This is a genomic window from Nocardioides pyridinolyticus (assembly GCF_054653575.1).
The window spans coordinates 50,964-73,752 of record NZ_BAAIFY010000010.1; the positions used below are offsets into that span (position 1 = coordinate 50,964).

Genomic DNA, 22,789 nt, shown 5'->3' on the forward strand with positions numbered 1-22,789 from the left:
CTCAGGCGATGTTGCCGCGCAGCAGCCTCAGGTGCAGGTCCTGCGTCTCGCGCGAGGGATCCGCGCCCAGCTCGTCGGCCAGCTGCGCCCGATGGGTCTCGAAGAGGCGGAGCGCCGTCGCGACCTCGCCGAGCTCGGCGTGCGCCGCCATCAGCAGGCGGTGGGCCCGTTCGGACGCCCAGTCGATGCGCACGGCCCGCCCGGCGAAGTCGGCCGCCTCGCGGGCCTGTCGGGCGGCCAGAGCGCTCGCCGCGGCCTCGCACAGCATCTCGTGCCGGACCAGCGCGACGTGCTGGCGCGTCGCCACGGCCCACGTCGCGTCGTCGCTGTGCGCCCGGAAGTCGCCGGCGTAGAGCGTCTCGGTCGAACGGGTGATCGCGAGCACCTGGGAGTGGCGCCCGGTCCGCGCGGCGAGCGAGACGCGCCGCGCCGCGGCCAGGAACTCCACGACGTCGACCCAGGCGCCCTTCAGGACCAGTCCGTCGGGATGTCGGACGACGCAGTTGGTCCCGACGGCGCGGCGGATCTGGCAGCTCGCGGTCCGCAGGCTGCCGCGAGCCCGTTCCAGCGGCGCCTTGGGCCAGAGCTTCTCGATCAGGCCCTCGGGGCGTACGGGCCGCCCGTTCTCGAGGGCCAGCAACCGCAGGAGGTCCATGGTCTTGCCTGTGCGCAGCTCATCGATGGGCACCGGCGTGCCATCGGACCGCAGGACGCTCAAACCACCGAGCACGCAGATGCGGAAAGTCTCATACCTATCCATGAGTGCTACTCCCTGTGTTCCCCGAGCGCAGCACCTCTCCGACCGCTCCTCCAGTCGTACTCCCTGGTCGAGGAGGTCATGAACCCCTCTTCCGGGTGATTGTGGTACAGGTCCTATCTGCCCGAAGGTCCTAGTACCTCTCGCGGCCCGTCGTCCCCCGGCGCGTGCGTCAGTAGGCCCCGCGGTGGCGCAGGACCGCGCCCGCGGTCCGCGCGATGATGGCGATGTCCATGCCGATGGACCAGTTCTCCACGTAGCGGAGGTCGAGCCGTACCGACTGCTCCCAGCTCAGGTCCGAGCGACCGCTCACCTGCCAGAGCCCGGTGAGACCCGGCGTCACCGCCAGGCGACGGTGGGTGTCGGTGTCGTACTGCGCGACCTCGCTCGGCAGCGGTGGGCGCGGCCCGACGAGCGCCATCTCGCCGCGGAGGACGTTGATCAGCTGCGGGACCTCGTCCAGCGAGTAGCGGCGCAGCACCCGGCCGAACCGCGTGATGCGGGGATCGTCGCGCAGCTTGAACAGGACGTGCCCGGAGGTCTGGGCCGCGGCGAGCGCGGCCAGCCGGTCCTCGGCGTCGGTGCACATCGTGCGGAACTTCAGCATCGTGAACCGGGTCCCGTCGCGCCCGACCCGCTCCTGGCGGAACAGCGCGGGCCCGTCGGAGTCCAGCCTCACGACGACGGCGATCGTCACGAGCAGTGGAGCGAGGACCACGAGCGCCGCGGCCGCCGCGGTGCGCTCCCACACGGCCTTAGCGATGCGTCGCGCGCCGTGGAGCTGGGCGGGCCGCACGTGGATCAGCGGCAGCGACCCGGCTTGACCGAGGCGGGCCCGGCCCGGACCGAGCTCGCGGAGCCCGGTGCCGACGAAGAGCGGCGTCCCGGTGCGCTCGAGCTGCCACCCGAGCCGGCGCAGCTGCGCCGGGTCGACCTGGCGGCAGGGCACCACGATGACGGCGTCGGCGTCGTGGGCCAGGACGCAGTCCGGCAGGGCGTCCAGACCGCCCGCCACGGGTGCGTCGAAGGCCTTGAGACGCGGGTGCCCGGTCAGGCACACCGCCACCACGACGACGGGCGAGCCGGCATCGCGCAGCTCGCCGAGCATCTGCTCCACGCCGTGCCGGTGGCCCGCCACCACGACCCGCAGCGCCCGTGGGCGCTGGCTCGTCAGGGCACGCAGGGCGAACGCCGTCGCGCTCGTCACCGAGGCGAACGCGACCAGCCGGATCGGACCGACGTCGAGCCCGGCCAGCCCGGACATCGTGACGGCGAGGAACACCAGGACCAGGCCCGCTGCGACGGCACGCCGGAGGAGCTCGGCGCAGGGGAGCGCCGGGGCGGAGCCCCGGGAGAAGGCGCAGGCCAGCAGCACGACGGCCGCGACCACGAGGAGCGGGTCGGCGGGCCCGGCCACCGGGTTCAGCACCGAGGCCGCGACCGCGGCGGCGGCCAGGTCGGCCAGGTGCGTCGCCGCCGTACGCAGCCCGGGCGCCGCGGCCGCGTCAGCTCCGTGCCTCCTCCGGGAGGTCCCGGGCGGGTCCAGCGGAGCCGTGACCGGTGGGACGCTCGCCGCGTCCGGTCGGGTCGGCCACTCGATGGCGGGTGACGGTGCGGTCGCGACCACGGCGCCCACCCCTCTCGTCGAGCGCGGCCGGCTCGGCCACGGGAAGTGGGCTCAACCTAGGAACACCGCGCACCCGGTGGCGGTCCGCCGGGGGAACATCGACCAAATGGGGGACTCGGTCACTCACCCCGTGGCGGTGGCTGCCAGCGGGCGCGTCGGGCAGCACCCACTGCCGCGAGCTGGGAGGTCACCCCCAGCTTGGCGCGGATCGACTTCACCTGGGTGCGGACCGTCGCCTCGGAGACGTACGACGAGCGCGCGATGTCGCTGACGGGCACGCCGTCCATCAGCCGGCCGAGAACCTCGCCCTCTCGCCGGCTCAGCGAGGCGAGCGCGGCGCGCGTCTCGCGGATCCGCCGGTGCTCCTCGGCGTAGCTGGCGAGCAGGCGCTCGCGCTCGCCGCGGTCCATGGCCGGCAGGCCGGCCACCACGCAGCGGATGCCGCCGATGATCGAGTTGAGCTCGGCCCACTTGGGCACCACGGCGCGTGCCCCTTCCGCGAGGCACTGGCCGAGCCGGGACGGATCCCGGGTCGCCGACAGGACGACGACCGGGACGCCCTCCTCGGTGAGGGGCCGGACGAGCTGACCCCCGTCGGCCGCCGGTCCCAGGTCGAGGTCGAGCAGCACGACCTCGGGCCGCTGCCGGAGCACGGCCTGGAGGAGGGTGACATGGGTCGTTCCGGGCCCCAGCGCCGAGACCCGCTGCACCTGGTGGCCCTGGAGCGTGATCGCCAGGTCCAGCGCCTCGGCGAAGAGGTCGTGGTCCTCGACGATCGTGACCCGGGTCAGCCCGACGCCGCGAGGCATTCCTGCGGCCCCGAACTCGCGACCGGCAGCGTCAGGACGAAGGTCGCCCCGTGCCCGCCGGGCAGGTGGGACTCCAGCCCCAGACGGCCGCCCATCTCCCGGGCGAGGCGCTGGGCGATGCTGAGACCCAGGCCGTCCCCCGGCGATTGCGCTCCGCGCGCCCGCCGCTGGAAGAGCCGCGGCAGGACGTCGGCGTCGACTCCGGGCCCGTGGTCCGTGACACGCACCTCGACCTCGTCCCCGCGCCCGACGACCGTCACCTCGACGTCCTGGCCGGCCGCATGACGCCGGGCGTTCTCGAGCAGCACGTGCAGCGCCTCGGCGACGCTGTCCGGACGGCCGTGCACCAGGCATCCCGACGGGGACCACGCGACCGGGGAGCCGAGCAGTGCTGAGGCCTCCGCCAGGGGAGCGAGCTCGGCATCCAGGTCCACCGGGCCGGCCGGCTGTGGTTGGCCGGCAAGCAGGCGCGCCAGTCGTCCCATCTCCGCGTCGTGCAGGCGCTCCAGGTGGCGCCTGCGGTGGGGGCTGAGCTGACTGCACGGGTCGCGCAGGACCCGGTGCGACGCCGAGACCCCGGCGAGGGTGGCGCGCATCTCGTGCATCCGCTCGTGCTCCCGGACGAGGGCCTCCTCGGCGCGCTCCGCCCGCGCCCCCAGCTCGACGAGGGAGCCGAGCGGTGTCGGGTGGCTGCGTCCCTTCCAGCAGCACTCCATCGCCACGACGGCGAGCACGGGCAGCTGGGCGAGCAGGCACGTCACGGGGTCGGGGTGCGACCTGTCGGCGACCAGGGCGAGGACGTCGCCGGTGAGCGCGGCGGCGAGCGCCGCCAGTCCGAGCGAGCCGAGCAGTCGCCATCGGACCCGCCGGACGACGTCGTCGGACAGCCTGGGGGGCCGGCCTCCGGGGAGAGGTCGGCCGGTCGTCCCGGTGGCGGCGAGTCGCATCGTGGGCCCCCTTCTGCTGCCTGGCGCTGAGGCGCCATCAACCCACATCTGCGCCAAATTTCCGTCAAATGATCGTCAAACCGCCGGTGGGGATTCGTCAGGTCAACCGATTCCGCAACTGCTCGGATCGCCTCAGCGGTCGGGCAGGTCGACCTCGGCCGCGTGGGACTCCGCCTCACGCTGCCGCACCACCTCGGTCGCGAGGTCGCGGATGGGCAGCTGGGTGTCCTGGGACTGACGGCGCAGGAAGGCCATCGCCCGGTCGCTGGTGAGCCCGTAGCGCTCCATCAGCACGCCCTGCGCCTGGCCGATGATGCCTCGGGTGCGCAGCGCCTCCTCGAGGTTGAGCCGACGCTCGACCTCGTGCAGCGCCCATCCCGCCAGGCCCACGACCCAGGTGGCCGCCGGGAGGGGATGCGTCGCGAATGCGTCGGCCCCGTGGGCGTACAGCGCGAGAGCCGCGGCGCCACCGCTGAGCGCCGGAAGTCCGAGCACGAGCGCCGACCGGAAGCCCAGCCGAGCGGCGACGGCGTGCCACGCCGGCGCCCCGGGGTCGGCGCCGAGGCCGCGCAGCAGCAGGACCTCGCCCGGGACGAGGGGGGTCGTCCGGCTGGCGAGGGCGCCAGCGGCGCGTGCGGACTCCAGGCGGGACACGACCGGGTCGGTGGCGGCGAGCAGCTGGAGCCCGGCTCGACGTCCCTGCCGCACCAGTCCGGCGGCATCGGCGCCGAGGTGTCGTACGCCGAAGACGCTCAGGTGGGAGGAGGCCTCGGCGAGGCTCGCCGCGTCCGCGAGGCCCGTCAGAACCTCGCCCAGCGCGTCGTGCAGCTCCTGGGACGGCTCCCCCGGTCCCCCAGCGCCGACGGGTCGTTGTTCGATCACGTCACCCATCCCCGGATTGGCATCCGCCGGAAACTCTTGCACACGCAGGGAAGCGACGCGGGAGAAAGAACATTCTCAGCGGACGACCTGCGGCGCCGCGCCGGCCGACCGGCGGTCCGTCCACTCGTCGAGACGGTCCAGCCGGACGGCGGCCCACAGGTCCGCGCCGGCGCGCAGGTCGAGCCGCACGACGCTCTGCGTCTCCTCCCACCCGAGCCCGGCGACGGGGACCGTCAGGTGGTGCACGTCGTTGCGACCGACGTGGCGAAGCGACCAGCCGAGCGAGGCCATCTCGCTCGAGCTCCACCGGTCGTCGACCGAGACGTGGCGGGCGAGGAGGTCGATGAACTCGACCACCAGTCGCGGGCTGCTGCGCTGGTCCAGCGACTCCGCGGCCAGGTGGGCGAAGACCACCTGCTGGCGCCGGACCCGGTCGAGGTCGCCGCCGGGAAGGCCGTACCGCTGTCCGACGTAGTCGAGCGCCTGCTGCCCGTCGAGGCGGTGCTCGCCCGCGGCCCAGGTGATGCCCCGAGCGCTGTCGTGGACAGTCTCCGGGACGTCGACCGTGATCCCGCCGACCGCGTCGGTCAGCTCGCGGAAGCCGGTCCAGTCGACCACCGCGAGGTGGTCCACGTGCACGTCGGTGAGCTGTTCGACGGTCCGGACGGCGAGCGCGGGACCGCCGTAGGAGTACGCCGCGTTGATCTTCGACATGCCGTACCCCGGCACGTCGACCCACGAGTCGCGCGGCAGCGAGATCACCGTGACCTCGTCGCGGTCGGCGTCGATGTGGAGCAGCATCATCAGGTCCGACCGCTGGGCACCGGGTACCCACGCAGCAGCCTCGGCGGCGTCGCCCGTCGTCGCGACGTCCGAGCGCCGGTCGGTCCCGAGCAGCAGCACGTTCAGGGCTTCGGCGCCCGGCCCGCTGGACGGTCGCTCGGGACGGTCGCCGAGCGCGTCGAACACGCCCTCGAGGCGGTCGATCTCCCCCAGCTCGTGGCGCAGCCACAGCGTCGTGCTCGCGAGCAGTACGACGACGAGCGTCAGGCACACCGCCAGCCCCCACAGGGCGCGGCGGGTGGCGCGCGTCAGGTGCACCGTCATGGATCCCCCGTCCGTGTTCCTCCCGGCGTTCCTCCCCGGCGAGGACCATCGCCCCCGGGTGCGGTGCGGACGGCAGATGCCACGGCGGGTCCCCAATACTGGGGAGGTCGCCGCCGGAGCACGGAGCGGCGCGGAGGCCGGGGCTAGGTTCGGGGCCGACCGGTCGGGGACGCGACGGCTGCGGGTGCCGCTGGAGACGGCCATCGCGCCCCGGCCGGCGCCCACCCGAAGTGGCGGCGCAGCTCCCGGTTCCAACGGTTCGCGGGGAGGGCGGGGTCGAGCACGGCCATCCCCACGCAGTACTTGCTGAGGGACACCGGCCGCGAGCCCGCGCGACGCAGGGCGCGGTCGACGGGCGACCCGGCTCCCACGGTCTTCGACTCCACGAGCACGAAGTCGTCGAGCGGCCCGACGGTCCGGTCCCGTCCCTCGAAGCGCAGGTTCACGTCGCAGGTGACCCGGCTGCCCCGGGCGCGGTCCACCAGCGTCGTCCGGTGGTACGCCGTGGTCAGCACGGCGGTGAGGGGCGTGGTGACGCCGAGCTCGCCGAGGCGTTCGCGGGCCAGGGCGGACGCGTCCGCGTCGAGCTCGTGCCGCGCCGCCAACCGGTAGGGGTGGCGCTCCTTGACGGTCTCACCCCGGCCGCCGGTCCGCTTGAACTCGAGCAGGCACTCGCCGGAGTCCAGGTAGGCGCGCGTGCGGATCTTGATCCGCCGGCGACGACCGTGCGCGTGCAAGCGGTACGTCGCCAGCTCGGGGGTGTCGAAGTAGACCGACTCGTAGCGGAACAGGCGGAGGTCGCCGATCTGGAGCGCCGACAGCTCGCCCTCCAGTTGGCCGAGCACACGCACGAACAGGTCGAGCGGGACGACGTACTTGCGGTCGACCCGGGTCTGGAGCTCGGCGGTCGCCAGCACGGCCTCGAGGCTGACCGGAGGCAGGCGCGATACGGCCTCGGCCAACGCGGCCGCGGCGGATGCCGCGGTCACGACGACGGCAGGATCGTCGGTCCGGTCCCGTCGGGCCCGGACCGGTGCGGCCCGGTGCCGTTCCGCGTGGCGGCGGTCCTGATCAGCCCCTCCCCGACGAGGAGCGGCTCGGTGGGCTCGAGGACGGACGGCGCGGTGGGTGCGAGGACCTCCGGCGGGGCGAGCGGCTGAGCGGGCACCCGGTAGCGGAGGTCGACGATCGTCAGGTCCCGCACGAAGTCGAGTTCCTGCACGATGAGGTGGCGGACCTCCAGCCCGAGCCGGGTCTCGATATGGGCGCGCAGCGCCGCCTCGTCCGGGATCGCGGCGTCGAGCGTGAGGAGCTGGCGCCGCGCCCGGGGCAGGAGCCGCGGGTGGTCGGCGCAGAACATCACGAGCACGAGGAGCCCGATCAACACGGGCGGCAGGTAGGTGGGGCCGGCGGCGACGCCGGCCAGGAGGCCCAGTGCCAGCGCGACGAAGTAGTAGGCGATCTCCTCCTGGGTGATCGCGTCCGACCGCAGCCGGATGATCGACAGGATGCCGAACAGGCCGAGGCCGAGCCCCACGCCCACCGAGGCGTTCGTGAGCATCGCGGTCACGCTGAGGATCCCGATGTTCAGGGCGACGTACGCGAGCACGAGGTCACGCCTCTGGTGCCGGTGGAAGTACAGCGCGGCGACGATGGTGATCGCCACGACGTCACAGACGATCGGCAGGATGTGCAGTGGCATGTGGTCCCCTCCGAACTCTCGGTCCGACCGTAGGCGCCACCGGGTCCCGTGCCGTCACCAAATTGGTTCATCTTCCGTTCACCGCGCGGGTCCTGTGGTTCACCGGCGCGGCTCACCCGTCCTGGCGGAGGAGGATCGTCGCCATGGTCGCCGCTCCTGACGGCGCGTCGGCGACGGCCACCAGGCCGCCGTAGGGACCTGCGGGCACGCCGGCCGCCGAGTCGGCGAGCACGCTGCAGACCCGGCCGGTGTTGAGGGCGCACGTGGCCTGCCGCTGGGTGACGCCGTCCGGCAGGGCGTACGCCGAGGTGGCCGAGGACTTGTCCGCCCAGTAGGAGATCGCCCAGTCGCCCGCGTCCGCGGCGATCGTGGGCGTGGTGTGGGCGTTGCGAGAGACGGTCTCGCCGGCGGACACCATCTGCGGCGCCAGCATGTCGCCGGAGTACGCCGCGATGGTCAGCGTGTACTTCGCGGCGGCGTCCATCGAGAACCGGGCCGCACGGCCGGCGTCGGTCGCACCCGCGACCTTGGTGTACGTGTTCGTCTGCATCGTGCCGGACGTGACGGAGTCGATGAGCTGCCACCCGGTCACCCCGGTGCCCTCGCTGATCGTCCGGCTCGCGTCGTTGAGGCTCAGGACCATCACGAGCCGGTCGCCCGCCGCGGTCCCGGCCGGCACCAGCGCGTTCGGCGCGGACACGTTGCCCTGGTTGACCGAGCTGCCCACGAGGGCGATGGGCCGGGCGGCCGCGGGTGCGGCGATCCGGGTCGTGGTCCCCACGCCACCGTCGTTGTCGGTCACGGTCAGGCTGACGACGCGGGTCCCGCCGGTCCCGTAGGTGTGGTGCACCCCGGGCTCGGTCGTGGTGGCGGACTCGCCGTCGCCGAAGTCCCAGCTGTAGGAGACGATGCTGCCGTCGGTGTCGCCGGATCCGGCGGCGTCGGCCGTGCACTCCAGGTAGGTGCAGGCGACGGTGAACGCGGCGGTCGGCGCGGCGTTGTGGCGCACCACGGGCACCAGGACGGTCACGGCATCCACGGCTCCCTCGTCGTCGGTCACCGTCAGCGTGACCTCGCGCGTCCCGGAGGTCGCGAAGTCGTGGCCCGCGGTGGCTCCCGAGCCCGTCGCGCCGTCGCCGAAGTCCCAGGCCCACGAGACCAGCGAGCCGTCCGGGTCGGCGGAGCCGCGGCCGTCGAAGTCGCAGTCGGTCCCGTCGCAGGTGTAGGTGAACGAGGCGGTGGGCGCCTGGTTCGGGTCGATCGTGCGGAGCACCACCGCCCACGTCGTGGCCGTGCCGCTGGACACGTCCGCGGTGGCGACGAGCCCGCCGTAGCGGCCGGTCGGCACCGGTCCCGCCGAGTCCGCGAGCACGCTGCAGACGCGGCCGGTGCCGGTGCTGCACGCCGCCTGGCGACCCGTCACCCGCTCCGGCAGCGTGAAGCCGGTGGTCGCCGACGACTTGTCGGCCCAGGAGGAGACGACCCAGGCGCCCGCCGGCGCGTCGAGGAACGGGGTCGCGTGGCCGGCCCGGTTGACGGTCTCGGCGAGGTCGGCGTGCACGAGCAGGCCGGGCCGCACGCCGGAGTACGCCGCCACGGTCATCGTGTACTTCGCCGCGGCGTCCAGCGTCACGGTCACCTTGCGGCCGGCGTCCGCCGCGGTTGCGACCTTGGTGTAGACGCGCGTCTGCATGGTGTTGGAGGTCGTGGTGTGCAGCACCGTCCAGCCGGTGACGCCGTCCGGGTCCGACCACGTCCGTGCGCTCGAGTTGAGGCTGAGGGCCAGCAGCAGGCGGTCGCCCGCGGAGACCGTGGTCGGGACGGTGACGTTGGGGGTCGAGATGTTGCCCTGGCCGACGGCGCTTCCGACGTAGGAGACCGTGCTCGTCGCGGGCTCGCCCACGACCACCTCGGTCGAGGACGCCTCGTCGGTCGCGCCGTCGTCGTCGGTGACGACCAGGGTGACGGTGTACGTGCCCGGTGCGGCGTACGTGTGGGTCGCGCTGCTGCCCGACCCGGTCTCGCCGTCTCCGAAGTCCCAGGCGTGGTCGGTGATCGTGCCGTCGCTGTCCACGGACGCCGAGGCATCGAGCTCGCACGCGGTGTACTGGCAGGACACGTCGAAGGCGGCCGTGGGCGCCACGTTCGGCTTGACGACCGAGACCTGCCGCGTGACGGACGACGTCAGCCCGCCGTCGTCGGTGACGGTGAGCGTCACGCCGTACGTCCCGGTCTCGAGGAAGTCCTTCTGCGGACTCGGGCCGCCGGCCTCCTCGCCGTCGCTGAACGTCCACTCGTACGACGTGATCGAGCCGTCGCTGTCCGCCGAACCGCTCGCGTCGAAGAGGCAGGAGGTGCCGGTGCAGTCGTGGGTGAAGGCGGCCGACGGGGCGACGTTCGGCAGCACCGAGGCGAGGAACACCGCCCGCCCCCGCCAGTCCCTCGTGGCATCGGCGACCGACGAGGTGCCGGTGGGCGCGCCGTTGGCGAACGGGATCCTGAGCAGCTGTCCGGTGGTGGAGCTGACGACGTACAGGGTCCCCCCGTCGAGGAACATCCCGCGGGTGCTGGCCCACGCGATGTTGCCGCCGGCCGCGGTGCCCTCGATGCCGCCGACGATCCCGCTGTCGGGACTGAACCAGCGCCAGAACAGGGAGCTCTGGCCGCTCCGGGTGTAGTAGACGCGACCGTTCGCGTAGAACAGGCCGGTGACGGAGCTCAGCTGCCCGTACCACGTGGGCAGGACGCCGTTGTACGTCTGGCCCGCCGGTCCGCTACCGGTCGGGACCGTGCTCCAAAGGGGGTCGAGGTAGGGGTTGACGGCGACCGGGTCGCCGAACCGCTCGCCGTCGAAGGAGCGCCGGTACAGCATGCCGTCGGTCTGGCCGTAGAAGAGGGTGCGGCCCACCATCATGGCGCCGCGCACGTTGCTCCAGTCGAAGGAGCCGGTGCTGACGTCGCCCTGCGAGGTGATGGCACTGCCGGTGAAGTGCACGACGCTGGCGGTGCTGGCGTTCGGCCCCCTGGAGGTGTGGACGATCTCGATCGCGTTCACCAGCGGGTTGCCGGTGATGCGCGTGAAGTCGATGTTGACGGTGCCGTCGCTGACGACGTCGAACGACTTCATCGTGCCGCGGTTGACGCCCGGGTCGACGTTCGGGTCGTAGCTGGCCAGCTTCGTCACGCCGTCCACCAGCACGTTGAACCGGCGCGTCGAGGTCGACCTGCTCGCGAAGTAGAGCCGGACCTGGGTGGGCGTGCCGACGGCGACCGGGAAGCTCCACTGCAGGTCGGTGCCGCCCACGGGGTCGTTGCGCTCCGAGGTCCAGATGCCCAGCGGCGTCGACGCGCGCACGTTGACCAGGCTCGCGGCGGTGAGCGCGGTCTGCGTCGCCACGGTGCTGCCGGTGTTGTGGTACGGGCTGGGTGCCGCGCTCGTGTCGACCGCCCAGTCCGGCCCGTTGTCCGTCGCCGCGATCGCGGCGCCGCCGGCGTTGACCCGGTAGAGCACGCTGCTGGAGGCCAGCGGTGCGCCGACGTAGACGTTGCCGGGCAGAGCCCCGGTGATCTTCGACGCGGTGTCGTAGCCCTCGCTGTAGGGGAAGAACGCGAGGCGGGGCCGCTGGTAGCGGCGGTCGCCGATCCAGTCGGTGTCGCTGACGACCCAGACCCCGGCATCGGTCTCGTAGATCTCGTACGCCGCCTCGCCCCGGGGATTGCGCCCCGGGTTCCACTTCAGCGGTACGCCGCTCTGCGGGTCGAGCGCGACCAGCCCCGGCCGCGGCACGGCGCCCTGGGCGGCCCGGTCGGACCCGCTGGGGTTGTTCATCCAGCGGTTGTGCCCTCCGACGTAGACCGCCGACCGGGTGATCTCGACGCCCCACAGCGTGTCGCCGCCGGGGGTGTTGGTCCACGTGGGCGTCAACGTGGTGCCGACCGCGTAGGTCTCGAAGCGCGCGGCCGTGTCGCAGAGCGTGCCGCTGTGCGGGCCGCCCGTGGTGGCGACGACGAAGTAGGAGCCGTCCGGGGACATCTCGACGTCGCGCATGTAGCTGTCGAAGGCGCTGGGGGAGCAGAGGGGCGTGTAGCCGGTGGTGTACCAGTCGGCGGCCACGGTCGCGGTCGGGCCGGTCAGGTCGAGCATGACGATCTGGTCCCGGGTCACGCCGCCGACGGTGCGGAAGTTGCCGACGACGACCATGCGGTCGCCGGACGGGCTGAGGGCGGCCTCGCGCGGGCCGATCGACGCCTGCGCGCCGGTGCCGGTGTTGTTGTGGTGACCGGTCGCGACCAGGTCCATGAAGGGGTCGAGCGCTCCGGTGGTGGCGTTGAGCGTGACGAACTGCCCGTGGTCGACGCCCCCGACCTTGCGGAAGTAGCCGCCGATGAAGAGACGGCCGCCCGGGAGCAGCTCCATCGTCTGGATGCCGCCGGACGTACTCGGCGCCTTGAACGACGAGACGGCCTGGCCGGTGGTGACGTCGAGCAGCTGCAGGTGGTTGGGGCCCAGCCCGTTGATCTTGGTGAAGTCGCCCGAGACGTACACCGTGCCGGGGATCGGTCCGGGCAGCAGCTGCTGCACCGGCCCGTCGACGGTGGGGTGGAAGGTCTGGCTGACCAGCCCCGTGGTCGCGTCGAAGGCGACGAGGTTCTGGCGGGCGTGCTGCGGCCCGTTCATCGGGTCGGCGACCGTCGTGAACGAGCCGCCGGCGACCATCGTGTCGCCCACCTGGACGACCTTGTAGACCTGCCCGTCGAGGATCCACGGGGTCCGCTTCGACGGCACGTCGCCGGGCATCCGGGCGGGCGCCGGCGCCACCGAGGCGGCCGCGAGCCGCGCGTCGGCAGGGGCGCTGCCGCCCAGGGCCCCCAGGACGCCTGCCACGACAGCGAGGACGAGACCGAGGACCAGTGATCGACGTGCGCGCATGGCGGACCTCCTCAGGTGCCTCGAACAGCATCAGAGGGCACCGAGGGCGGGTTCGGAACGGGCGCCGCGGGGGCTGACCAATTTCGGTGAACTGCCGCCGGTGCGCCCGGCCGCGCCGAGGCCGGATGGGACTGTCGCGGTGGCTAGCGCATGCTGGCGCGACCGACTGCCTTGGGGAATTGCGATGACCATGCTCCGCCACGACCTGTCCCGAGTACGCCACCCGATGGTGTCCCTCCTGCTCACCTTCGCGGTCGGGGTGCTGACGGCTCTCGCGGCGGTGGTGACCTCGACGACCCCGGCGCAGGCGGCGGACGCGATCACGTTCCGGGCGAGCGCGCAGGCGGCGTGGAACCAGACGACCGCACGGGTGACGATCCCCGCGTCGGTGCGGGAGACCGACGGCATGCTGCTCTTCGTGACGGCCAACACCAACGCCACCGTCACGACACCGCCGGCCGGCTGGACGCTCGTCGGCTCGCGCCTGGCCAGCACCGACACCGAGACCTTCCTCTACTCCCGAGTGGCGACCGCGAACGACGCCGGCCGCAACGCCGCGGTCACGTTCTCGGCCACCACGAAGTCGACGATGAACCTGCTCGCCTACGACGGGACCGCCCTCGACGACCCGATCGACACCTTCGCCTCGGCCGCCGAGGTCAGCCCCGCCAAGGCGGCGCACACCACCCCGGGCGCCACCGTCGCCACCGCCGGCTCCTACGTCGTCTCCTACTGGGTCGACAAGTTCGCCCAGGAGACCAACGGCTGGACCCTCCCGGCGGGCCAGACCCAGCGCAGCATCATGTCCGGTGTCGGCGCGGGCCGCATCTCCGCGGTGGCGTCCGACACCAACGCGCCGGTGGCTGCGGGCGCCAGCCCTGGCCGGACCGCCACCAGTGCCGTGTCCACCGTGAAGGCGACCATGTGGACCGTCGTGCTCGAGGCCGACCAGACGGCGAACCCCAACGTGGCCCCCGTGGCGTCGTTCACGGTGAGCTGCCCGACGGCGACCTGCACGGTCGACGCCTCGGGCTCGTCCGACACGGCTCCCGGCACCATCACGTCCTACGCCTGGGACTTCGGCGACGGCACGACCGGCACCGGGGTCAGCACGACCCACACGTACGAGACCGGGGGCGCCAAGACGATCACGCTGAGGGTGACCGACAACCAGGGCCTCGAGTCCGCGCCGGCCACGCGCACGGCCAACCCCGTCGTCAGCACACCCGGCGCCGGCGTCCCGGGGCACACGCGTCTGGTGCCGGACCGGCCGCGTGCCAACACCCCGCGCATCAGCAACGGCGAGATCTGGGACATCGAGGTCGTCCCGCAGCTCAACCGCGTCTTCATCGCGGGCAGCTTCACCTCGCTCGCCAACACGGTGGCACCCACGACCACGATCAACCAGGCCGGTCTGGCGAGCTACAACCTGACCACCGGGCTCATCGACACCAACTTCCGGCCGTCGTTCAACGGTGGCGTCGCAGCGGTGGAGGCCAGTCCCGACGGGACCAAGCTCTTCGTCGGTGGCTCGTTCAACACCGTGAACGGCGTGACCAAGCAGAAGGTCGCGAGCCTCAACCCCACGACCGGCGCGCCGCTGAGCACGTTCGGCTTCACCAACAACACCAACAACCAGGTGCAGTCGCTCGCCGCGACCAACGACACGCTCTACGTCGGCGGGCGGTACACGCGCGTCAACGGCGTGCTCCGCACCGGTCTCGCCGCGGTCAACGCCGCGTCGGGCGTCGTCGACCAGTCCTTCGACAACAGCCTCTCGGGAGGCATCGGCGTCAACGGCCAGCTCGGGGTCCCGCAGCTGAAGCTCACCCACGACCTGAGCAAGCTGCTCGTCATCCACACCGGTCGGCAGATCGACGGCCAGGACCGGTTGGGCATGGGCATCATCGACACCGCGACCGAGCAGCTGCTGCCGTGGCGCAGCACGCTCTGGGACGAGAACCTGGCCCGGGTCGGTGGCGTGACGCGCATCTGCTGCGGTGACATCGCTCCCGACGACTCCTACTTCGTGGTGAGCAGCGGCTCGGGAGGCGACGCTCCGCCGATCAGCGACACCGTGATCGCGTACCCGCTCGACGCGGCGTCGCTGGAGGATCCGGACGTCCAGCCGCTGTGGATCGCGCGGCACTTCGACAGCATCTACTCCGTCGCGATCACCGAGGTCGCCGTCTACGTCGGCGGGCACTTCCAGTTCATCGAGTCCCCGAGCTCGGACGAGCCCTACCCGGGCCTCGACAACGTCGGCTACGGCACCGGCCAGGGCCTGGCCGGCTACGGGCTGGGCGACCAGGTGGTGCGCCGCGACCACATCGCCGCCCTCAACCCGGTCGACGGCCGGTCGCTCGAGTGGAACCCGACCGGAGGGTCCAACTCGTTCGAGGGCGACAAGGCGATGGAGGCCACCCCCCGCGGGCTGTTCGTCGGCGGCGACGGCATGTGGAAGGGCGGGGTGAACACCGGACGCGTCGCGTTCTTCGACTTCAACACCGTGACCTTCCCGCCGGCGTTGCCCGACACCACGATCACGACGCCCATCGAGGGCCGCGTGGTGGCCAACAACGTGCCGTTCGACATTACCGGCACGGCGCGGGTCGCGACCGGCACCGTCGGCCGTGTCCAGGTGCAGGTCCAGGACCGGGAAAGCGGCCAGTACCTCCAGGACAACGGCACCGCGTTCACGACGTTCGGGGCCACGGCCAACACGCTGAACGCCACGCTCGGCGGGTCGGGCACCACCCGGACCTGGTCGATCCCGGCCACGATCACGACCAACCGCAACCTGATCGTCTCGGCGCAGGCGTTCACCGCCGCCACGGGTGGCACGGGTGACTCGACCCGGGCGACCAAGAAGTTCGAGTCGTTCAGCACCGACGACCAGACGCCGGCGACGTCGATCACCGGTCCCAGCGGCGTGCAGACGTCCACGACCTTCACGATGACGGGCACCGCGAACGACGACCGCGGCGTCAACCGGCTCACGTACTGGTTCCGTGACGAGCAGCAGCGCTACCTGCAGGACGACGGCACGGTGGACGACATCTTCAACACCTTCGGCGGAGAGCCCGACGTCATCGGCGCCACCAACGCGACCTGGTCCTACGAGGTCACCCTGCCGCACGAGGGCGTGTGGCGTGGCAGCGCGACCGCCGTCGACACGGCGGGCCAGGCCGACCTGCGTAGCGCGACCCGGGACTGGACGGTCGACTCCAACGCCGTCGCGCCCACCGTCGCGATCGCGCAGCCGGTGGAGATGACCCCGCCGTTCACCGTCCCGCCGGTCACCGTGCAGCCCGGCAGCCCGATGACGTTCTCGGGCACGGCGACCGACGACGAGGGACTCAAGAACGTCGAGGTCACACTGCGCAACACCTCGACCGGGCAGAACCTCAGCAACGACTGCAGTTGGGGCACCAACGTGTCGGCCGGGACCTGCCGGATCTCGCCGGTCGACATCAGCGGCTTCAGCTACAACTGGAGCTGGACGACACCGTTCAACCTCTCGCCGGGCACGTACACGTTCACGGTGCGGGCGACCGACGACGACAATCTGACCACGGCGACCGCGAACCGGGGCTCGCTCACCATCAACGCCCAGATCGCGGGTGACCTGCCGCCCGACGCGACCTTCCCGTTCACCGCACCGACCGACGAGTCGCTCGTCGTGAACCTCGCGGGCACGGCGACCGACGACATCGGGGTGGACAAGGTTCAGGTGCTGCTCCAGGAGCGCGACACCGGCCGCTACCTCCAGCCCAACGGAACCATGAGCGCCACCGCCACCTGGCGCGATGCCACGCTCGGGACGCCGGGCGGGACCAGCACGACGTGGTCCCTGGGCACCCTCACGCTTCCGACCGGCGGCAGCTGGCGGTTCACGATGATCGTGTTCGACACCAGCGGCCAGCAGGACGCCTCCCCGGCGGCCGCGGTGAACTACGCCGCCTACCCGAACGACGACCCGCCGGCGCTGTCCGACACCCTGGGGCAGCCCCAGACCGGCGCGTCGTTCACGGACGGCAAGATCGTGGTCACCGGCCGCGCCGAGGACGCGCCCAACGGCGACGTGGGCATCGCGCAGGTCCAGGTGGGCGTGGTGAACGCCGCAGGCCAGTGGATGAGCTCGACCGGCACCTTCACCAGCACGACGCCGAGTTACCGGACCGCGTTCCTCAACAGCCCCGGCAGCGCCGGCTCGAACTACTCCTACACGACACCCGCCATCGCGTCCGGCACGTACACGGTGCGCGTGCGCCCGGTCGACATCCACAACCAGATCGGGGTGGAGCGGGTCTCGACCGGCGTCACGGTGTCGCAGCCGTCGAACAACCCGCCGACGGCCAGCTTCACCTACTCGTGCAACCAGAACGTGTGCTCCTTCGACGGTCGCGGGTCGACCGACGAGAACACCAGCTCGCTGGTGTACACGTGGACGTTCGCCGGGTCGGGCACCACGACGAACGGGACCGGAGCCCTGCCGACCAGGACCTGGACCGCTCCGGGAACCTTCGCCGTCACGTTGACGGTGCGCGACGAGTGGAACGTGACCAGCGCACCCGTGACTCAGAACGTGACGATCACGGAGCCCTCCGGCAACGGGGCACCGGTCCCGACGTTCACCCGCAGCTGCACCGGGCTCACCTGCTCGGTCACCAGCTCCGGGACGACCGATCCGAACAACGACCCGATCACCTACACCTGGGCCTGGGGCGACGGGACGCCGAACACGGTGACCACGTCGACGAACGTCCAGGCCCACACGTACGCCGCAGCGGGCACCTACACGATCACGCTCACCGCGGCGGACGGCTGGGGCAAGTCGGCCTCGACGACGCAGAACGTCACGCTCTCGGAGCCCGCGACCAACACCGCCCCGACGGCGACGTTCACCGCGAGCTGTGCCTCGTTCACGGTCTGCCAGATGAACAGCACTGGCACGTCGGATCCCCAGGGGGACGCCATCCGGTACACGTGGAACTGGGGTGACGGCACCGCGGACACGACGGGCACGAACGCGGCCTCGGCCAACCCGTCGCACACGTACAACACGCCGGGCACCTACACGATCACGTTGACGGCGTCGGACGTGTGGGGCAAGGCGGGCACGGCGACCCGGGAGGTCACCATCACCGAGCCGGCCGGCAACAACGCGCCGACCGCCGTGATCGCCTCGGGCACCTGCACGTCGTTCACCACGTGCTCGATGAGCGCGACCGGCAGCAGCGACCCCGACACGGCGGCCGGGGACGGCATCCGCGACTACGTGTGGAGCTGGGGTGACGGCACGCCGGACACGACGGGCACGTCGGTGAACCAGTCGCACGTGTTCCCGGTCGCGGGCACCTACACCGTCACCCTGCGGGTGGTCGACAAGTGGGGCCGGGCGAGCGCGCCGGTCACGACCAGCGTGACCACGCAGGTCGAGCCGGCGGGCAACAACCCGCCCACGGCGACGTTCGCCCCCAGCTGCAGTGGCCGCGTCTGCCTGATGAACGCGACGTCGTCCGACTCCGACGGCGGCATCCGCGGCAGCTCGTGGACGTTCGGCGACGGCACGACGAGCACGTCCACGAACCCGTCGAAGACCTACGCGGCGGCCGGGACGTACACGATCACGCTCGTGGTGACGGACAACTGGGGACGCAGCACCACCGTCACCCGGGAGGTGACCGTCACCTAGGCCGGGCCGTGCTCAGGGAGGGGCTGTGGACCACGTGTCCACGGCCCCTCTCCCGTGCCGCGACGATGCGACCCGTTCCACGCGTGCCCAAACGTGGGGTTCCGTCGCCGGCAGAAGTGTCCTAGAGTCCGGGCCGTTTGGAGTGTCCGGGCGGTTGGGCCGGGGGGCCTTCACCGGTCCGGACGAGAAAAGAGACGGAGCACGCGCACGACCGGCGTGCCCGGCTGTCCAGAGGACGGTCTCCGGCGCCAGCTCGGGTGGGAGGCCGCCTGCCCTCGTCGGAAGGTCCCCCCATGGAACAACTCTCTCGTCGTCGCGCCCTGCAGCTGGTCGGAGCCGGCGCCGTCGCCGGCCCAGCCACCTCCGTCGCCGTCGGAGCCTTCGCTCCCGGCCCGGCCGCGGCCCTCGGGCCCCGCCGGCCCGGCACCGGCCTCAAACGCGCACTGAGCCAGGGCACCACGCTCATCGGGATGAGCGCGCCCGCTCGCCAGTGGGAGCAGCGCTCCCGCGAGGTCGGCCCCGGTCTGACGGCCCGCCGCATCTTCGCGAACCTGGCGAAGGGCGCCTCAAGCCAGATCCGCCTGGTCGAGGAGGCGCACGCCGCCGGCCAGCTCCCGGTCATCTCCTACAAGGTGGGAGGCGACGTCGCCGGCGCCGTCGCGGGCCGGTTCAACGAGGCCGCCCGGCAGGCGGCGGCCAGGCTGGCGTCCTATGACAAGCCGACGGCCGTGACGTTCTGGCACGAGCCCCACGGCGACATGACGCCGGAGGAGTACGTCGCCGCCAGCAAGCAACTGCTGCCCGAGTTCAAGCAGGGCAAGCTGCGCGTCGGACCGCTGCTCAACGGCTGGCTGCTGGACCGTCAGGTCTCGACGTTCGCCTCCTACGCCCCCGACGAGATGTTCGCGATCTGGGACTGGTTCGGGATCGACACCTACGAGTCCGGGTCCATGGAGGAGCCCGGTGACAGCAAGCCCGCCGCGCGGGTGCTGGCGGCGCGCCAGTTCCTCACGTCCCGCGGCCAGGTCCACGCGCTCGGCATCGGCGAGTACAACGGCTACAGCGGCGAGACCATCGCCGCGGTCGGCGAGGCGCTGCTGAGCACCCCGGACGTCTGGTTCGGCTGCATGTGGAACGCCAACGGCAGCGGCAAGGGCTACGTCCTCGAGGGCGAGCGCCTGAAGGCGTTCCAGGACACGCTGGCCGACCCGCGGAGCGCGATCCCGCGGGTCTGACCGATGGCGCCGGCCCGGGTTCCGGTCAGCGCGGGACGACCACCGTCGAGCGGGCGGACGCGGGACCGGTGCCGACGCCGTTGATGGCGACGACCTCGAAGCGGTAGTTGCCGGCGGGCAGCGTGAACTCGCGCTGCCGGACGAGCGGTCCGAGGACCCGCGAGGTGGTCCGCGAGAGCACGGTGGCGTTGGGGTCGGTGGAGCTCATCTGCAGGGCGGTGACCTGGTAGCCGGTGATCGCCGATCCACCGTTGCTGGTCGGTGGGGTCCAGCGGGCGATCGCGGTGAGCGCGCCGCCGACGGCGCCCTGGCTGGGTGCGCCGATGACCGGCGGTCCGGGCACGGTCGCGGTCGCTGCCGGCGTGACCGGGTTGGAGAGCGCCGAGTAGGGCCCGGTGCCCGCGCTGTTGGTGGCGGCGACCTGGAAGCGGTACGCCGTGCCGTTGGTCAGCCCCGTGACGAGCAGGCTGGTCGCGTCGCCGGCGGCCGGGCGCAGCGCACCGACCTGGGTGCCGGCGCTGTTGACCACGCGGACCTGGTAGCCGGTGATCGGTCCGCCGCCGGTGCTGCCCGGCGCGGTCCACCTGACGGTCGCCGAGGCGCTGCCGGGCGTCGCGGTGCCGATGGTGGGAGCCCCTGGTGCGTTGACCATCACGCCGCCGTTCGCCCGGCCCGGGGATCCCGTCCCCGCCGAGAGCGCCCAGTTGGCGCCGACGTTGTTGTCGGAGGCGGGGTTCGTCAGCTCCAGGGACTGTCCCGAGGTCGGCGTGGGCCACCCGGCGCCGCCGTAGGTCACGGTGTCGGCGGTCGAGCCGTCCGCGCGGGTGAGGGTGAGGGTGCCCGTGGCGGCGAGGTTGCCGTCGTAGCGGTCGCCCACGAAGACGCCGGTCCCGTACGCGGCGGCGAACCCGGGGTCGTTGCTGACGAACGTCATGGTCTGCTGCGGGAGGATCACGGTGCCCGGCTGGACGTCGAGGTCGATCGCCCCGGTCACGCTCCAGTCGGAGATGTCGATGGCCTGCGCGTGGGGGTTGTAGAGCTCCACGAACTCGCCGGCGTCACCACCGGCCGGCGAGTGCTGGATCTCGTTGATCACGATGTCCGGACTCGCCGGCTGGATGCCCGGGACGCGGGCGTCCTGGGCGAAGGCGGTACGCCGGTTGGCGATGCCCTTGAAGAGCAGGTTGCGCTGCTGGGCGTAGCTCTCGTTCTCGTCGTAGGCCCACCGGGCGAAGTCGAGCGCGATCTCGGGCTGGGCGACGCCGACGACGGCGTCGTACAGCGCCTCCATCCGACCGGTCGCCAGCAGGTCGTCGACCAGCGTCCGCAACCGGCGGAAGTACATCTGCTGCCAGTCCTGGGACGCGAAGAGCGCGACCATGACCGGGTTGTTGCGGTCGCCGGGCTCCGCGGGCGTCACGAAGTTGCTCGGGGTGAAGCAGCACTTGTTGCCGAGCGTGTGGTCGAGGTCCCACGGGAGCATGGACCAGCGCATCGTGTCCGGGTCCCGGGTGAGGTAGAAGTTCTTCGTCGACGAGTCGACGTGCTGGATGATCGAGGTCACGGCCGCGTAGTTGATCAGCTGAGGGAGGTCGACGTTCGTCAGCAGATAGCTCCGCTCGGCGCTCCCCTCGAGCGCGATGCCGTCGAGGAAGGACTGCAGCGGGGCGTAGTCGCCGTCGTCCGGAGTCTTCTTCTCGAACCGCCGGTTCGGCAGCGGCACGGTCGGGTCGAACGCGTTGATGTTCGCCTTGAAGAACTGGTGATCGTCGTACCCCTCGCGCTCGCGCCAGGTGCCGTCGTACAGGTCGAGGTAGTTGTAGATGCCCTGGAACGCGCCGTTGCGCTGGGTCCGCACGGGGAACACCTGGGTGTTGATCACGCCCGCGCGCCGGTAGGCGTCGAAGCCGAGCATCGACCGGCCGTGGGCGACGTCGCTGACGTCGGCCTGCATCGCGAACTCGTCGACGGGCTCGACGAGGAGACCGGGCATGTCGAAGTCATGGCCCTGGGGCATCTCGAACTTCCAGTTCGGCTTCACCGAGGTCTCGGAGCCCTGGCCGCGGATGTTCACGAGGACGTTGTCGTAGACCGTCGTGCCGTAGGCCAGGACCGCCGGTCGGATGATGTCCTCGGTCGGCTGGCCGGTGATCGCGTTGTAGTCGGCATCCGCGATGAACCAGCGGAAGATCGGGATCGCCGACGTGATCCCGTCCTGCACGACGACGCCGCGGAAGCCGACGGTGTCGTCGACCCGGGGCGAGCGGTTCGTCCCGTTCGCGTTCGTCGCCTCCACGCGGTAGCGGATGAGATTGCCCGCTGCGGAGCCCGGGATGGTGGCGCTGAAGGTGTCGCCGCCCGTGCTGGTCATCGGGACGGTCTGCTCGGCACCGAAGTTGACGCGGTAGCGCACCAGGGCGCTCGTCTGCCCGGTGATGGTCGCGGCCACCGTGACCGCCTGGTTCGGCGCCGGGCTGTCGCTGCTGACGGTCACCCCGCTGATCCGCGGGGCGAGCCCCGTGCGGCGCACGGAGTTCGCGGCTCCTGCCGTGTGGCCGGCCGCGTTCGTGGCGGCCGCCCAGTTGACGAAGTCGTTGTTCTCCAGGGTGGCGTCGATGAGCTCGAGCGACGGGCCGAGGCCGTCCGCCCGGATCGGCCACGGGTCGACGTCGAGGAAGCTGACGGTGTCGATGGTGGTGCCGCCGGCGTCGCGAAGGGCGACGGTCTCACCGGAGTTGGACAGGTTGCCGCCGTAGACGGCGGCGGGGGCGAAGCCGTACGTCGCCTGGAACTGCGCGGCGTCCTTGGCGACGACGAGGTAGCCGCCGGCCGCGATGGTGGTCCCGGTGGGCAGGGCGAGCGTGATGCCGCTGAAGGTCCAGCCGGACAGGTCGACGGGGGTGGTGCCGCGGTTGTGGAGCTCGAGGAAGTCGTCCCCGTCGAGGTCGGACAGAGCGTGGTACATCAGCTCGTTGATCACGACGTCGGTCGGAGCGGCCGACGCCGGGGGCGCTCCGGTCGCCACCAGCCCGGCGGCCACCACCGCCGCCGCGGTCAGGAGTGCGGTTCGCTTCGCGGGGCGCGTGGACATGGCT

Annotated in this window: 12 protein-coding genes; 2 read left to right on the top strand and 10 right to left on the bottom strand. The window is 72.0% G+C overall.

What is annotated here, in order from left to right:
• Position 1: 1 nt before the first annotated feature.
• The 9 genes from ACYQ0U_RS10950 to ACYQ0U_RS10990 form a co-directional block, all read right to left on the bottom strand.
• Positions 2–688, bottom strand: coding sequence for an AfsR/SARP family transcriptional regulator (locus ACYQ0U_RS10950; RefSeq protein ID WP_459972630.1), 687 nt, complete (start codon positions 686–688; stop codon positions 2–4).
• Between the two features lie 241 nt (positions 689–929).
• Complete coding sequence (locus ACYQ0U_RS10955) at positions 930–2,384, bottom strand: sugar transferase (RefSeq protein ID WP_459972633.1); 1,455 nt, start codon at positions 2,382–2,384, stop codon at positions 930–932.
• 119 nt (positions 2,385–2,503) lie between these two features.
• A complete protein-coding gene (locus ACYQ0U_RS10960; protein ID WP_459972635.1) occupies positions 2,504–3,193 on the bottom strand; it encodes a response regulator transcription factor in 690 nt (229 codons plus the stop codon).
• Positions 3,172–4,140 (bottom strand): sensor histidine kinase, encoded by a 969-nt coding sequence (locus ACYQ0U_RS10965; RefSeq protein ID WP_459972637.1) that lies wholly within the window; start codon positions 4,138–4,140, stop codon positions 3,172–3,174. Before ACYQ0U_RS10965 ends, ACYQ0U_RS10960 begins: the two co-directional genes overlap by 22 nt.
• 132 nt (positions 4,141–4,272) lie before the next feature.
• On the bottom strand, positions 4,273–5,031 hold the full coding sequence (locus ACYQ0U_RS10970) for an ANTAR domain-containing protein (protein ID WP_459972639.1): 759 nt from the start codon (positions 5,029–5,031) through the stop codon (positions 4,273–4,275).
• Between the two features lie 66 nt (positions 5,032–5,097).
• Positions 5,098–6,129 carry an LCP family protein gene (locus ACYQ0U_RS10975; protein WP_459972641.1) on the bottom strand — a complete coding sequence of 344 codons (1,032 nt, stop codon included), beginning with the start codon at positions 6,127–6,129 and terminating at the stop codon, positions 5,098–5,100.
• A gap of 143 nt (positions 6,130–6,272) precedes the next feature.
• The gene (locus ACYQ0U_RS10980) at positions 6,273–7,118 is read right to left on the bottom strand and encodes a polyphosphate polymerase domain-containing protein (RefSeq protein WP_459972643.1); all 846 of its coding nucleotides are present in this window, start codon (positions 7,116–7,118) and stop codon (positions 6,273–6,275) included.
• Positions 7,115–7,831: a DUF4956 domain-containing protein gene (locus tag ACYQ0U_RS10985; RefSeq protein WP_459972646.1), complete on the bottom strand. Its 717-nt coding sequence runs from the start codon at positions 7,829–7,831 to the stop codon at positions 7,115–7,117. The genes ACYQ0U_RS10980 and ACYQ0U_RS10985 overlap by 4 nt, the downstream gene beginning before the upstream one ends.
• Before the next feature lie 112 nt (positions 7,832–7,943).
• Positions 7,944–12,761, bottom strand: a complete 4,818-nt coding sequence (locus ACYQ0U_RS10990; protein ID WP_459972648.1) for a PKD domain-containing protein — start codon at positions 12,759–12,761, stop codon at positions 7,944–7,946.
• 184 nt (positions 12,762–12,945) lie between these two features.
• Between ACYQ0U_RS10990 and ACYQ0U_RS10995 the strand changes: the two genes are divergently transcribed.
• Together ACYQ0U_RS10995 and ACYQ0U_RS11000 are read left to right on the top strand one after the other, a co-directional pair.
• Positions 12,946–18,459 carry a PKD domain-containing protein gene (locus ACYQ0U_RS10995; RefSeq protein ID WP_459972650.1) on the top strand — a complete coding sequence of 1,838 codons (5,514 nt, stop codon included), beginning with the start codon at positions 12,946–12,948 and terminating at the stop codon, positions 18,457–18,459.
• A gap of 293 nt (positions 18,460–18,752) precedes the next feature.
• Positions 18,753–19,694: a hypothetical protein gene (locus tag ACYQ0U_RS11000; protein WP_459972652.1), complete on the top strand. Its 942-nt coding sequence runs from the start codon at positions 18,753–18,755 to the stop codon at positions 19,692–19,694.
• A 25-nt stretch (positions 19,695–19,719) separates the two neighbouring features.
• On the opposite strand, the gene ACYQ0U_RS11005 is transcribed toward ACYQ0U_RS11000, so the two are convergent.
• Complete coding sequence (locus ACYQ0U_RS11005) at positions 19,720–22,785, bottom strand: lamin tail domain-containing protein (RefSeq protein ID WP_459972654.1); 3,066 nt, start codon at positions 22,783–22,785, stop codon at positions 19,720–19,722.
• Positions 22,786–22,789 lie beyond the last annotated feature (4 nt).

Coding starts and splice junctions, on each gene's coding strand:
- ACYQ0U_RS10960 (WP_459972635.1), bottom strand. CDS start 3,193: ATGCCTCGCGGCGTCGGGCTGACCCGGGTCACGATCGTCGAGGACCAC.
- ACYQ0U_RS10965 (WP_459972637.1), bottom strand. CDS start 4,140: ATGCGACTCGCCGCCACCGGGACGACCGGCCGACCTCTCCCCGGAGGC.
- ACYQ0U_RS10970 (WP_459972639.1), bottom strand. CDS start 5,031: ATGGGTGACGTGATCGAACAACGACCCGTCGGCGCTGGGGGACCGGGG.
- ACYQ0U_RS10975 (WP_459972641.1), bottom strand. CDS start 6,129: ATGACGGTGCACCTGACGCGCGCCACCCGCCGCGCCCTGTGGGGGCTG.
- ACYQ0U_RS10985 (WP_459972646.1), bottom strand. CDS start 7,831: ATGCCACTGCACATCCTGCCGATCGTCTGTGACGTCGTGGCGATCACC.
- ACYQ0U_RS10990 (WP_459972648.1), bottom strand. CDS start 12,761: ATGCGCGCACGTCGATCACTGGTCCTCGGTCTCGTCCTCGCTGTCGTG.
- ACYQ0U_RS10995 (WP_459972650.1), top strand. CDS start 12,946: ATGACCATGCTCCGCCACGACCTGTCCCGAGTACGCCACCCGATGGTG.
- ACYQ0U_RS11000 (WP_459972652.1), top strand. CDS start 18,753: ATGGAACAACTCTCTCGTCGTCGCGCCCTGCAGCTGGTCGGAGCCGGC.
- ACYQ0U_RS11005 (WP_459972654.1), bottom strand. CDS start 22,785: ATGTCCACGCGCCCCGCGAAGCGAACCGCACTCCTGACCGCGGCGGCG.